This is a genomic window from Actinoplanes sp. NPDC049548 (assembly GCF_040676695.1).
Lineage (GTDB): Bacteria > Actinomycetota > Actinomycetes > Mycobacteriales > Micromonosporaceae > Actinoplanes.
Genome location: NZ_JBFAPM010000047.1, coordinates 1 through 13,490 on the forward strand (window position 1 = coordinate 1; position 13,490 = coordinate 13,490).

General features: G+C 72.4%; 10 protein-coding genes. 4 read left to right on the forward strand and 6 right to left on the reverse strand.

Annotation, left to right across the window (positions count from 1 at the left end; genetic code table 11):
• Window positions 1-156: 156 nt before the first annotated feature.
• Window positions 157-1,788, reverse strand: a complete 1,632-nt coding sequence (gene pgi, locus AB0J80_RS38095; RefSeq protein ID WP_364714669.1) for a glucose-6-phosphate isomerase — start codon at window positions 1,786-1,788, stop codon at window positions 157-159.
• Window positions 1,789-1,897: 109 nt separating this feature from the next.
• Here pgi and AB0J80_RS38100 point away from each other — a divergent pair, with 109 nt between their 5' ends.
• Window positions 1,898-2,974 carry an alcohol dehydrogenase catalytic domain-containing protein gene (locus AB0J80_RS38100; RefSeq protein WP_364714670.1) on the forward strand — a complete coding sequence of 359 codons (1,077 nt, stop codon included), beginning with the start codon at window positions 1,898-1,900 and terminating at the stop codon, window positions 2,972-2,974.
• On the opposite strand, the gene AB0J80_RS38105 is transcribed toward AB0J80_RS38100, so the two are convergent.
• Window positions 2,881-4,533: an FAD-binding dehydrogenase gene (locus tag AB0J80_RS38105; protein WP_364714671.1), complete on the reverse strand. Its 1,653-nt coding sequence runs from the start codon at window positions 4,531-4,533 to the stop codon at window positions 2,881-2,883. The genes AB0J80_RS38100 and AB0J80_RS38105 overlap by 94 nt on opposite strands.
• A gap of 82 nt (window positions 4,534-4,615) precedes the next feature.
• Here AB0J80_RS38105 and AB0J80_RS38110 point away from each other — a divergent pair, with 82 nt between their 5' ends.
• Window positions 4,616-5,821 carry a helix-turn-helix domain-containing protein gene (locus tag AB0J80_RS38110; protein WP_364714672.1) on the forward strand — a complete coding sequence of 402 codons (1,206 nt, stop codon included), beginning with the start codon at window positions 4,616-4,618 and terminating at the stop codon, window positions 5,819-5,821.
• Here the strand turns inward: AB0J80_RS38110 and AB0J80_RS38115 are convergent.
• The gene (locus tag AB0J80_RS38115; protein WP_364714674.1) at window positions 5,746-8,442 is read right to left on the reverse strand and encodes an EAL domain-containing protein; all 2,697 of its coding nucleotides are present in this window, start codon (window positions 8,440-8,442) and stop codon (window positions 5,746-5,748) included. The two genes, AB0J80_RS38110 and AB0J80_RS38115, sit on opposite strands and share 76 nt — an antisense overlap.
• A 59-nt stretch (window positions 8,443-8,501) precedes the next feature.
• Here AB0J80_RS38115 and AB0J80_RS38120 point away from each other — a divergent pair, with 59 nt between their 5' ends.
• Both AB0J80_RS38120 and AB0J80_RS38125 read left to right on the forward strand, forming a co-directional pair.
• Window positions 8,502-9,065, forward strand: coding sequence for a TetR/AcrR family transcriptional regulator (locus AB0J80_RS38120; RefSeq protein WP_364714676.1), 564 nt, complete (start codon window positions 8,502-8,504; stop codon window positions 9,063-9,065).
• Window positions 9,066-9,241: 176 nt separating this feature from the next.
• Complete coding sequence (locus AB0J80_RS38125) at window positions 9,242-10,696, forward strand: hypothetical protein (protein WP_364714677.1); 1,455 nt, start codon at window positions 9,242-9,244, stop codon at window positions 10,694-10,696.
• A gap of 37 nt (window positions 10,697-10,733) precedes the next feature.
• Here the strand turns inward: AB0J80_RS38125 and AB0J80_RS38130 are convergent, their stop codons facing one another.
• The 3 genes from AB0J80_RS38130 to AB0J80_RS38140 form a co-directional block, all read right to left on the reverse strand.
• Window positions 10,734-10,955 (reverse strand): hypothetical protein, encoded by a 222-nt coding sequence (locus tag AB0J80_RS38130; RefSeq protein WP_364714679.1) that lies wholly within the window; start codon window positions 10,953-10,955, stop codon window positions 10,734-10,736.
• A gap of 204 nt (window positions 10,956-11,159) precedes the next feature.
• Window positions 11,160-11,969 (reverse strand): hypothetical protein, encoded by an 810-nt coding sequence (locus tag AB0J80_RS38135; protein ID WP_364714681.1) that lies wholly within the window; start codon window positions 11,967-11,969, stop codon window positions 11,160-11,162.
• Window positions 11,970-12,275: 306 nt separating this feature from the next.
• Entirely contained in the window at window positions 12,276-12,938 is a 663-nt protein-coding gene (locus AB0J80_RS38140; protein WP_364714682.1) for a hypothetical protein, read from the reverse strand.
• Window positions 12,939-13,490 lie beyond the last annotated feature (552 nt).

The following is a 13,490-nucleotide window of genomic DNA, read 5'->3' on the forward strand; positions in this document are numbered from 1 at the left end:
CAACCCCAGGCAGCACCCCACCATCCTCACAGTTGTATCCGGCCGTCCGGACCGCGCCGCGAGGCGGAAGCTGGGCCCGTCGCAGGCCGTCATGACCGGCAGGACAGGCCCTGAGGCGACCCTCTGACAAAAGAGGGCCGCCCTCCGCGGAAGGGGTCAGCGTCCGCGTTGCGCGCGGTAGCGGGCGATCAGGGTGTCGGTCGACGAGTCGTTCGCGGCCTCCGGCGCCGCCTCCGCGGTCAGCAGCGGGGCGAGCTGGTTCGCCATGACCTTGCCGAGCTCGACGCCCCACTGGTCGAAGGAGTTGATCTCCCAGATGGTGCCCTGGGTGAACGTGATGTGCTCGTAGAGCGCGATGAGCTGGCCGAGCGTCGACGGGGTGAGCTTCTCCGCCAGGATCGTGGTCGTCGGGTGGTTGCCCGGCATCACCTTGTGCGGCACGATCTCCGCCGCGACGCCCTCGGCCTCGATCTGCTCCGCCGTACGCCCGAAGGCCAGCGCCCCGGTCTGCGCGAAGAAGTTGCTCATGAAGAGGTCGTGCATCGCGCCGGTGTCGTGGTTGGGCACGCTGAAGCCGATGAAGTCGGCCGGGATCAGCTTGGTGCCCTGGTGGATCAGCTGGTAGAAGGCGTGCTGGCCGTTGGTGCCGGGCTCGCCCCAGAACACCTCGCCGGTCTGGTACTCGACAGCGGAGCCGTCCAGGCGTACGTGCTTGCCGTTGCTCTCCATGGTCAGCTGCTGCAGGTACGCGGCGAACCGGTGCAGGTACTGCGAGTACGGCAGCACGGCGTGCGACTGGGCGCCGAGGAACGTGTCGTACCAGACGTTGAGCAGGCCCAGCAGCGCCGGCACGTTGCGCTCCAGCGGCGTGGTGAGGAAGTGCTGGTCGACGGCGTGGTAGCCGGCGAGCATCTCGGCGAACTGTTCCTTGCCGATAGCGATCATGACCGACAGGCCGACGGCCGAGGGCAGCGAGTAGCGCCCGCCGACCCAGTCCCAGAAGCCGAACATGTTCTCGGTGTCGATGCCGAAGTCCGCCACCCGCTGGGCGTTGGTGCTGACGGCGACGAAGTGCTTGGCCACTGCCGACTGGTCGCCGCCGAGCCCGGCCAGCAGCCAGTTGCGCGCCTCGGTCGCGTTGGTCAGCGTCTCCTGGGTGCCGAAGGTCTTCGAGACCACCACGAACAGGGTGCTGGCCGGGTCGAGGTCACGGGTCTTGGCGTACAGGTCCGTGGGGTCGATGTTGGAGACGAAACGGCACTCGATGCCGGGGTCGGCGTACGCCTTGAGCGCCTCGTACGCCATGACCGGCCCGAGGTCCGACCCGCCGATGCCGATGTTGACGACCGTGCGGATGCGCTCGCCGGTCGCGCCCTTCCACTCGCCGGAGCGCACCTTGTCGGTGAAGGCGCCCATCCTCCTCAGAACCTCGTGGACGTCGCGGACCACATCCTGGCCGTCGACGACGAGGCTCGCGTCGCGTGGCAACCGCAGGGCGGTGTGCAGCACGGCGCGGTCCTCGGTGAGGTTGATGTGCTCGCCCGCGAACATCGCGGCGGTGCGCTCGCGCAGCTTCGCCCGCTCGGCGAGCGCGATGAGCGCGGAGACGACCTCATCAGTGATGAGGTTCTTGCTGTAGTCGACGTAGAGGTCCGCGACCTGGGCGGTGAGCCGCTCGCCGCGCCGCGGGTCGCTGTCGAACAGCTCGCGCAGGTGCACGCTCGCGAACTTCTCGGCGTGGCCCTGCACAGCCTGCCATTCGGCGCTGTCGGAAACGTGTTCGCTCATCTGCTCTTGACTCCCGCCTGAACCGAACTATCGGTGTCATCGTGGCACGGATCGCCCCGACCCGCCGTGAATCGCGGGGCGCGAAACCGGTCACAGGAAGGATGGACCCATGCGTGCATTCGTCGTTACGGGGCCCGGCGCCGCCGCGGTTCACCAGGTGGCAGAGCCGGTCGCCGGGCCGGGCGAGGTGGTCGTGGCCGTCGAGCGGGCCGGGGTCTGCGGCACCGACGCCGAGTTCTACTCCGGGCACATGGCGTACCTGCACAACGGGCAGGCCGCCTACCCGGTGCGGATCGGGCACGAGTGGTGCGGCACGGTGACCGCGCTCGGCACGGACGTCGATCCCGTCTGGCTGGGCCGGCGGGTCACCGGCGACACGATGCTCGGCTGCGGCCGCTGCCACCGGTGCCGCGGCGGGCGCCAGCATCTCTGTGCCGACCGGTACGAGATCGGCATCCGCAACGGGTGGCCGGGGGCGCTGGCGGAGCGGCTGCCCGTACCCGTGAAAGCGCTGGTGCCCCTGCCGGACACGGTCGACTCGACGCTGGGTGCGCTGGTGGAGCCGGGCGCCAACGCGCTGCGGGCCGTACGCGCGGCAGCGGTCTCACCCGGCGAGCGTCTCCTGGTCGCCGGGCCGGGCACGATCGGGTTGCTGACCGCCCTCATCGCGACGGCGCAGGGTGCCGAGGTGCACGTGCTCGGCAAGACCACGGAGTTCGCGCGCTCGATCGGGATCGAGCGGGCGTGGACCGCGGCCGACCTGCCGGACCTGCGCTGGGACGCGGTCGTCGACGCGTCGACCGGCAGCGGCGTCCCGGCCCGGGCGGTGGAGCTCGTGGAGCCGGGCGGCCGGGTCGTGTTCATCGGTCTCGCGGCGCAGGCGAGCCTGGTGGACACGCGGGAGCTGGTGCTCAAGGACGCGACCGCGGTGGGGGTGCTCAGCGGCTCGGGGGCGCTGGCCGGCACCGTCGACCTGTACGCGTCCGGCGCCGTCGACCCCCGGCCGCTGGTGGCGGCGACGGTCGGTCTCGACCACGCCGCCGCCGTGCTGGCCGGCAACCGCCCGCCGGAATGGGGCATCGCCCCGAAGATTCACATCGACCCGACCGCGGCTGCCGCGCAGCGGCCCGCGACGCGGCCGGAGAACAGGCAGCCGCCGAGGAAGGTGCCTTCCAGGGAGTTGTAGCCGTGCATGCCTCCGCCGCCGAAGCCGGCCGCCTCCCCCGCCGCGTACACCCCCGGTAGCGGGGTGCCGTCGGCGCGCAGGACGCGGGCTTCCAGGTCGGTGTGCAGGCCGCCGAGGGTCTTGCGGGTGAGGATGTTCAGGCGGACCGCGATCAGGGGACCCGCCGCCGGGTCCAGCAGGCGGTGCGGGGTGGCCACGCGGACGAGCCGGTCGCCGCGGTAGCGGCGGGCGCCGCGGATGGCGGTGACCTGCGCGTCCTTGGCGAACGGGTGGGCGATCTCGCGGTCGCGGGCTTCGACGGTACGGCGTACGTCCTCGACGTCGAGCAGCGGGCCGCACAGCTTGTTCATGCCGCTGACAAGGGTGGGTAGGTCGCCGGCCACGACGAAGTCCTCGCCGTGCTGTTTGAAGGCCTCGACCGGCGGCGGCGCGCCGGGGCGGATCCGGCCGAGCACCTGGCGCACGCTGCGGCCGGTCAGGTCCGGGTTCTGTTCGGAGCCGGAGAGGGCGAACTCCTTCTCGATGATCTTCTGGGTGAGCAGGAACCAGCTGTGGTCGTGGCCGGTGGCCCGGAGGTGCCGCAGCGTGGCGAGGGTGTCGAAGCCGGGGTACAGCGGGGCGGGCAGGCGGCGGCCGGTCGCGTCCAGCCACAGCGACGACGGGCCGGGCAGGATGCGGATGCCGTGGCCGGGCCAGATGGGGTCCCAGTTGCGCAGCCCCTCGGTGTAGTGCCACATCCGGTCGGGGTTGATGATCTGTCCGCCCGCGGCCTCGGTGATGCCGAGCATCCGGCCGTCGACGTGCGCCGGCACGCCGGAGACCATCCGCCGGGGCGGGGTGCCGAGCCGCGCCGGCCAGGCCTTGCGGACCAGGTCGTGGTCGCCGCCGATGCCGCCCGAGGTGACGATGACGGCCTGCGCTTCGTACGCGAAGTCGGCGACCTCGACCCGGGAGCTGCTGACGCCGCGCGCGACGGAGCTCGGCTCGAGAATCCGCCCGCGTACGCCGGTGACCGCCCCTGCCGTGGTGACGAGGGCGTCGACGCGGTGCCGGAAGCCGAAGGTGACCAGGCCCCGGGTGGCGGCGTCGCGTACCCGTCGCTCGAAGGGCTCGATGACGCCCGGCCCGGTCCCCCAGGTGATGTGGAACCGCGGCACCGAGTTGCCGTGGCCGTCGGCCGCCCCGCCGCCGCGCTCGGCCCAGCCCACCACCGGGAACGAGCGGTGACCCATGGCGTGCAGCCACGACCGCTTCTCCCCCGCGGCGAAGTGCACGTACGCCTGCGCCCACCGCCGCGGCCAGTGGTCCTCGGGCCGGTCGAACCCGGCGCTGCCCAGCCAGTCCTGCCAGGCCAGCTCCTCCGAGTCGCGGATGCCCATCCGCCGTTGCTCGGGGGTGCCGACGAGGAAGAGGCCGCCGAACGACCAGAAGGCCTGGCCGCCGAGGCTCTGCTCGGGTTCCTGGTCCAGCAGGAGCACCCGGCGCCCGGCGTCGGCCAGCTCGGCGGTGGCGACGAGCCCGGCCAGGCCGGCGCCGATCACGATCACATCCGCTTCCATGACTCCACGCTAGGAAGCCGGCTGCCAAAATGATGCTCCCGCGGCGCACAGACCGAGCGCTGCTTTATCACCGAGGTGACAAATGTTCGAGCCGCGCGTCGCGGACCTGCCGGCCGCCGTCGGCGAGCGGCTGCGGGAGCTGCGTCCCCTGCTCCGCGCTCGCGTGCTGGGCACGGTACGTACGGTGATGAGCGGGCAGGGCCGTTCGCTCTCGGGCGGGCAGGGCCGCGGGCTGACCCTGGGCGTCGAGACCGCTGTCGACGCGTTCGTCGAGGCCGTGGCGTCGCCCGCGTACGACCTGGCGGCCACCCGGGCGGTCTTCGCCGAGCTGGGGCGTACCGAGTTCCGCGAGGGCCACCGGGTCGACGCGTTGCGCGCGGTGCTGACGGTCGGCGGCCGGGACCTGTGGGCGTACCTCGTCGGCCAGGACCTGCCGCCGGACGCCCTCTACGTGCTGGCCTCCGCACTGTTCGGCTTCCTCGACGAGCTGGCGGGCGCGGCCGCCGAGGGCTACCTCGACGAGCAGGACGCGAACGCCCGGGACTGGGACACCGTGCGCCGGCGGCTGATCACTCTGCTGGTGCAGCCCGACCCGCCGGGAGAGGCGACGCTGCAGGCGGCCGCGGACGCGGCGCGGTGGCCGCTTCCGGCGACCGTCGCGGTGGTGAGCATCGACAGCACCGACGGCGAGCGCCTCGCCAGGACGGCCGGCAACGGCACCATCGCCACCGTCATCGACGACGCCACGCGCATGATCGTGCCGTCGCCCGCGACCCCCGGACGGCTCACCCGTCTGACGGCGGTCCTCTCCGGACGGCGCGCGGCGCTGGGTCCGTCGGTGCCGCTGGCGTCGGCGCGGGTGTCGTACCGGCTGTCCCGCCGGGCGCTGGACCTGCTGCCCGGCGACGGGCTGGTGCGCTGCAACGACCGGCTGCTCGACCTGGTCACCGGATGGGAGCCCGGTCTCATGGACCGCTTCGCCGAGCGGGAGCTGGCCGCCGCCGGTCAGCTGCGGGAGCCGGAGCTGGCGACGCTGCACGCCTGGCTGCGCGAGCAGGGTCAGGTCGTGGCGGCCGCGGCGGCGCTGCACGCGCACCCGCAGACGGTCCGCTACCGGATGCGCAAGATCCGCCGGGTGTTCGGCGCCGCGCTGGACGACCCGGATGCCCGGTTGCGGCTGCAGCTGGCCCTGCGCCACCGGCTGGCCGCCGGTCAGTGCATCTTGGCCGCGAACCCCTCCACCAGTACGCGGCCGGCCTCGTCCGCCGGCAGCGGGCGGGACAGGTAGAAGCCCTGGGCGTAGTCGCACCGCAGCTCCTGCAGCACCGCGAGCTGCTCGGAGTCCTCGATGCCCTCGGCCACCGTGGTCATGCCGAGGCTCTGGCCCAGCCGCACGATGGTGCGGACCAGCGCCTCGTCCTCGCGGTCGCCGCCGAGCCGGTCGACGAACGAGCGGTCGATCTTCAGCGTGTCCATCGGGAACCGGCGCAGGTACGCCAGCGAGGAGTACCCCGTACCGAAGTCGTCCATGGCCAGGGTGACCCCCAGGGCCTTGAGGCGCTGCAGCTGGGCGAGGTTCTCCTCGGTGTCGGTGAGCAGCACGCTCTCGGTCATCTCGAGGCACAGCTGGCCGACCGGCATGCCGGTCTCGGCGACGACCTCCGCGACCGTCGCCGCGAGGTCGCCGTGCTCGAACTGCCGGACCGAGACGTTGACCGCCATCTTGAGCGGCCGGGTGGAGCCCGCCCCCCACGCGACGGCCTGGCGGCACGCTTCGCGCAGCACCCACCGGCCGAGCGGCACGATCAACCCGGTCGCCTCGGCGGCGCCGATGAAGTCGAGCGGCGAGATCATGCCCCGGGTCGGGTGGTGCCAGCGCACCAGCGCCTCGAAGCCGGTGATCTCCCCGGTACGCAGGTCGACGGTGGGCTGGTAGTGCAGGACGAGCTCCTCGCGGGCCAGCGCGGTCCGCAGGTCGGCCTCCAGCTCGAGGCGCCGGACCAGGCCGCTGAGCATGGCCGGGTCGTACGCGGCCAGGCCGTTCCCGCCGCCGGACTTCGCGCGGTACATGGCGAGGTCGGCGTTGCGCTGCAGCTGATCGACGTCCTCGGCGTCGGCCGCGCAGGCCAGGCCGATGCTCGCGGCGACCGGCAGCTCGCGCTCGCCGACGCGGAACGGCGCCTCGAGGGCGGCGGCGATGCGGCCCGCGACCGCCTCGGCGTCGGCTCGGGCGGCCAGCGACTCGACGATCACGCCGAACTCGTCGCCGCCGAAGCGGGCCACGGTGTCCCCCTCGCGGACCGCGGCCTGCAGCCGCTCGGCCACCTGGCACAGCAGCAGGTCGCCCGCCGCATGGCCGAGGCTGTCGTTGACCTCCTTGAAGCCGTCGAGGTCCAGGAAGAGGATCGCGACGTCGTCCGTACCGGTGCCTTCGACGGCCTCGACCAGCCGTTCGCGGAACAGCGCGCGGCTGGGCAGCCCGGTCAGCCCGTCGTGGTACGCCTCGTGCATGAGCCGTTCCTGCAGCTCCTTGGCGTCGTGCACGTCGCGGGTGTTGAGCACCAGCCCGCCCACGGCCGGGTCGTCGAGCAGGTTGGTGATGGTCATCTCGGCGAGACGGACCTGACCGTCCTGGTGGCGCAGCGGCACCTCCAGGACCGTGACCCGCTCCGGGCCGGCCAGGACCGCGTCGATCGCGGCGGCGATGCGCGGCCCGGCCCGGCGCCCGGTGATCTCGACGAGCCGGTGACCGAGCAGCATCCGCGCCGGCCAGCCGAAGACCCGCTCGACGGAGTCGCTCTGGTAGCGCAGGGTCGAGTCGGCGTCGGCGATCGCGACCGACTCGGAGCTCTGCTGCACCAGGGCACGGAACCGCAGCTCGCGGGCCTGCAGCTCGGCGGTGCGCTCGGCGACCCGGGCCTCCAGACCGCGGGTGAGGTGCCGGTTCTCCAGCAGGGTGAGCAGCTGCCGGGAGACGACCAGCAGGATCAGCACCGCCCGGCACGTGGCGTGGAAGGCGTCGGTGTGGCCGGTCACCGCAGAGAACGTCACGCTGCAGATCACCGCGAGCAGGATCGGCACGTACGGGACCAGCAAGGCGAACGCCCGCGGCTCGGCCGGCCCGTCGACGACCGCCACCGCCTTGGCCGGGTGGCGAGCCGCCAGCAGCACGAGCGCGAAGGCGACGAACCAGCCGGTGTCGAGCAGGCCGCCGGAGGTGTAGGAGTGGTGCACGGAGATGTACGCGTACGCGCTGTCGGAGACGCCGAGCACCACCATGCCGACACCGACGACGGTCAGGGCGCCGGCGTGCGGATTGTCGCGGCGCAGCACGGCGAGGGTGTGCAGCACGACCGTGACCAGGACTACGCCGCTGAGGGGATACCCCAGCGACACCGCGCGGGTCAGCCCGGCAGCGCCCTCGTCGAGCATCGGGTCGAGCACCAGGAGCCAGCTGATCAGCAGCAACGAGGAGGCGATCATGGCGGCGTCGACGACGGTCCGCAGCCGCTGCGGCGCCGGCTGCCGGGGCGTCGGCACCAGCAGCAGGGCCAGGGCGGCGAGCGGCACCATCCCGAGGTAGCCGGCATCGGGCAAGCCGGGGAACGGGACCTCCCGGCCGTGGATGGTCTCGATCGACGCCCAGGCGGACTCCCCGAACGTGTAGACGAAGCAGCCGGCGGCCAGCACGGCCCAGACCGTACGGTCCCGGCCACGGCAACCGCGGGCCCGCACCAGGCACGCGATCCCGGCGGCCACCGTCATGGCGACGGTGCCGGCACCGGAGACGGCGCTGCTCACCGTCGCGCCGCCCCAGCCGGTGACCATGCAGATGCCGAAGGCGGCCACGAGCACGGCGACGAGCGCGACGAGCGCCCGCGGACGGCGGGTGGCGGCACTTTCTGGCACGCCCTGAGATCGGGCTTCCGGAGCAGGACTTGAGCGGATCCGGCCCTAGGATCGGTGTGATGAGCATCCGACCGCTGCGCGCCGACGCCCGGCGTAACCGCGAGCGGCTCCTCGAGGTGGCGGTGCGCGCGTTCACCACCGGCGGCTCCGACGTGCCGCTGGAGACGATCGCCCGCACGGCCGGGGTCGGCATCGGCACCCTCTACCGGCATTTCCCCACCCGCGAGGCGCTCGTCGAGGCGGCGTACCGCAGCGAGCTCGACCGGCTGTGTGCCTCCGCCCCGGAGCTCCTGCGCACCCACGGCCCGGATGCGGCACTGCGGGCGTGGATGGACCGCTTCGTCGACTACATGACCACCAAGCGCGGCATGTCCGACGCGCTGCGGCTGGTCATCGCCTCCGGCGGCAACCCGTACGCCCACAGCCGCGACCTGCTGGTGGCCGCCCTGACCCCGCTGCTCGCGGCCGGGGCCGAGGCGGGCACGCTGCGCGACGACGTACCGGTGCTGGACGTGCTCACGGCCCTCAGCGGCGTCGCCCTCGCAGCGGGCGAGCCGGCGCAGCGCGAGCAGGCCGGCCGCCTCCTCGATCTGCTCGTGGACGGGCTTCGCGCCCGGCACTGACGCCGACGGCAGTCCGATCTCGACACTTGGCGGATCAACCGACTGCCGGGCGATCCGTTCGGCCGACCTCCGGCTCACTGCAGACGAGTAGCGTCACCGACGGTCGTGGTGGACGCACCACGATGTAGCCTCCGGTACCGGTCGCACACACATCCTTCTCCGCCAAGGGGATCATCGTGTCGACTGCCAGAACATTGACGGGCTGCGCGCTCGTCGCCGCCCTGCTCATCCCGGCCACGCCCGTCTTCGCCACGGACGGAGTGACGCCCGCCACGGTGACGGTGTCACTCAAGCCCGGCGAGCACCACACCGTCACCAAGACCGTGACCACGCCACGGATCCTTCCCAAGCCCGACGTGTACTTCCTCGCCGATACCACCGGCAGCATGACGCCCGTGCTCGCCGACGTGCGGAGCAACGCCGCGGCCATCCTCAGCGCCGTCGACGCCGGTGCCAGCGACCCACGCTACGGCGCCGGGCAGTACAAGGACTTCCCACGGAGCGCGTTCGCGTACCGTAACGACGCCGCGATCCCGGCGGCGGACGACAACGGCGCGGCCGCCCAGGCCGCCATCGCCGCCTGGACGGCGAGCGGCGGCGACGACGCTCCCGAGGCCAACCTCTTCGCCCTGCACAAGCTGGTGACCGCGGCCGGGTTCCGGAGCGACTCGAGCCGCATCGTCGTGTGGTTCGGCGACGCGCCGGGCCACGACCCGGTCTGCTCGGCGATCTCCGGCGAGCCCACCGTCACCGAGGCCTCCGTGACGGCCGAGCTGGTCGCCGCCAAGGTGAAGGTGATCGCCGTCTCCACCACGACCGGCGTCGCGAACGGCCTGAACGGCGATCCCACCGCGGGCGCCGCCGACTACGGCGTCTGCGGCAACCCCGGCGGCACGGCCGGCCAGGCGTCCCGCATCGCCACCGCCACCCAGGGCCGCTCGTTCACCGACGTCCCGCCGGGCGACGTGTCCGACGCCATCCTCGCCGGCCTGACCAGCCTTCCCGTGACGGTCACCCCGGAGGCCACCTGCGACCCCGGGCTGACGGCGACCTTCGACGCCCCGAGCAAGACCGTCACCAGCGGCAGCACGGTGACCTTCACGGAGACACTCACCCTGGGCTCCGGCGTCACCAGTGAGACGCCCCTCAAGTGCACCGTCTCGTTCCTGCTCAACGGGCAGTCCGGCGGGGCCGCCTTCGTCGAGCAGAACACGGTGAAGCCCATCATCAACCACCCGCCGGTGTGCACCGCCGTCAAGGCCGACACCACCGAGCTGTGGCCACCGAACCACAAGTTCGTCACCGTCCGCCTCTCCGGCGCGACCGACCCGGACGGCGACGCCACGTCGCTGGCGGTCACCACGGTCACCCAGGACGAGGCCCTCGACGGTACGGGCGACGGCGACACCGCGCCCGACGCCGCCCGCGTGACCGGCGCGCCGGACCAGGTGAAGCTCCGCGCCGAGCGCAGCGGCACCGGTGACGGCCGGGTCTACCGGGTCTCCTTCACCGTCACCGACAGCAAGGGCAGCACCTGCTTCGGCACGGTGACGGTGGGCGTGCCCCACGACCAGGGTCACGGCCCTGCGATCGACACGACGTCCGTCGTCGTGAACTCGTTCGGCAGCTGATCCGCAGCGGTGGTGGGCCGGCGACGGCCCACCACCCTCAGCCGGTCGGAGTCGGCGTCGCCCGGCTCCGGGACGGTGACGCCGAGGGCGAGGCCGAGGCCGAGCCGGAATCCGGCGTGGGAACGCTGATGTTGCCGACCGGGGCGGTCACCGCCGTCGAGGGAGCCGTCACCGCCGGCTGCGGCTCGGGATCGTTGCGCCCGGTGTCGTCGCAGCCGGCGAGCGCGATGGCGACCGCCGCGACGGCGAGCGCTCGCATTGATCGCATTCTCTGCATACGGCGAGCCTAATACCGCAACGGCAGTTGGGTGAGCGCGCGCATTGCCCACACACGGACGCGCCGGAGACCCCCGTGGTGCGAGGGCCTCCGGCGAGGCGGTTCCGTGCGGTGGATCAGGATCCGCGAAGGATCAGGTTGCCGTTGCCCGCGGCGCCGCTCCGCGAGCCGCTTGTTTCGCTGGCCTTATCCCGCTGGCGTTTCGTTCAGACCCAAACCACGCAGGATGTTGTCGCGGTTCGCGTTTCCGCGCAGCGCGGTCAAGGAATTCAAGCGGCCCAGCAAAGTCGTGGAAGATGCGGGGCATTTCAAGTCTTGAATCGCCGACAGGGTTTTCTCGTAACGTTGGATGCGGCTTTCAAGATCCGTTCCACTCGGAAAGTTCGCATTCTTGAGCGCTACCTGCGCGTTCACCTGGGCTTGAGTGGGCGGGCAGCGACCGGGAACTTTCACCCCGGTGGGGCCCACGCGGTCGGCCGTCGCGTTCGGATCGCCCGGGCTGAACCCCAGCGCCGGCACCAAAGCGTCGATGTTACCGGAGCCGGCCCCGGCGTTCCCCGTCCCCGCGTTCTGATCCTGACCCGCGTTGCCCGTCCCCGCGTTGCCCGTCCCCGCGTTGCCCTGACCCGCGTTGCCCTGACCCGCGTTGCCCTGACCCGCGTTGCCCCGACCTGCGTTGCCCCGAGCCGCGTTGCCCCGACCCGCATTGCCCGCGGCCTGGACGTTGGCCGTGCACCCGGCCGTCGCCCGGCGCTGCTGGATCAGGTCCACCACGGCCTGCCGGTTGGCGATCCGGGCCTGCGACTGCGCGTCCGGGTTGGCCTGCTGCCCGGCGATGAAGTTCAGGTTGTTCTGCAGCGCCTGGTCCAGGCCGACGCAGGACTCGGCGGCCTGGCCCATCCCCGTGCTGACCGCGAGCGCCGAGCCGAGCAGCGCTGCCGCGGCACCCCCGATCACCAGCTTGCGCGTCCGGCTGCTGACTCCGCGTCGATACATGCACGACTCCTGTTCGTCTCGGTACCGCCTCGTTGCGCTACCGGGATATACGAGCGGCGATGTGGCAGCAGTTCATGACGCTGAGCAAGCGTTCCTTAAACCTTCTTTAGCAAGATCTCCGGCGCGCGCAGCCGCCGCATCGTCGCGCCGACGTCGGCCGGCACCCGGTCGCGGGAACCCGCTGGGCCGTCGAAGAGTGCTTCCAGCAGGCCAAAGGCCAAGCCGCCTACTCGCGGCACCGACCGTCCGCCTCCACCAGCCCGAAGACCACGTCTGGCGGCGGTCACCAAGGCGGCGACGGACGAGTCAGCCGGCCGCGGTCGGTAGCCGCAAGCTCGGCACGGATCGAGGCCGGGCGCTGGGCGTACGGGGGCAGTACGCGCGGGCAAGCCGGCCCAGCGGGTCGGACGGGGGCTCGAAGGAACCACAGTGCACGGTCCCGTAATCCATGGACGTCCAGGAATGGAAGGTTCCCCGTACGGGCACAGCGCAGTCGACCACGAAGCCGGCCGACACGGCCTGCACCCCCACGTAGAGAACCGACTCCGGGATCGTGGCATCGTCCGGTGTCCGCGACACCGTGCCGTAGCCGCCGTCCTTGAGACGCGCCGGCCCGGCGTGAACCTTGTCGCCCGTCTCTTTGCTGAGGGACCGGGCGAGGCCGGGCACCCAGGCCGCGGGCGCGTCGACCTCGCTGATCGAAGGCGCCACCGGTTCGTCCAGGAGCTCCGTCCCGGTGCGAGAGGCGGGATCGTCGGTGAGCCGGAAGAGCGTGACCTGGGTGAGCAGCGGGCGTTTCGTGTAGGCGGACCACTGCACGCGAGCGCCGGCGAATGCGCATCCCGGCGGCACCGAAGCGTGCGCGGACGACGGGCGTGCCGACGGCGGTGGGGCGCTGCCAGGATCGGCGCAGGCGGCCGGCATCAGTCCCGCCACGAGGGCTGCGGCTGCGGTCCTGCCGATGATCATCCCGCTATGATCGCGTGCCGCCGATCGGGCGGCACGGCCGGGTCGGATCGGGCTGCGGCCAGTGCCCCGCGCCAGGCCCGCCGCCCTGACCACCGGGCTACCGGCTGATGATCGCCTCGGCGACGGCCTCCGGGTTGTCCTCCGGCACCTGATGCCCCGCACCGGCCGCGACGGTGAGCCGGCCTTTCCGACGAGAGGCTCGCGAGGCGCTCCTGGTGAACCTCGGGCTCTCCTCGGGTGGGCTGCCCATCAGCCTTCCCGGAGCCGCCGGAGCGGACCATGGGGATCCACCCCGAGCGGCCCCTGAAACCGCGGCCCGGAGAAACCCGGGGACGCGCACGGCACGAGCCGCCCGGCAGGCCCGCCGGGCGGCTCGTGAGCTCTCGGGTGGAGCGCGGTCAGCGCAGCTTCACGTCGAAGATCTTGTCAGCGGCCAGGGCGCGGAACGCGGCGAGGTTGGCCTTGGTGCTGTCGATGCTGATGTCGCGGTCGCCCTCGTCGTCGTGGGAGGTGTCGAAGTAGACGATCGCCTTGATGTTCGGGCGCTTGGCC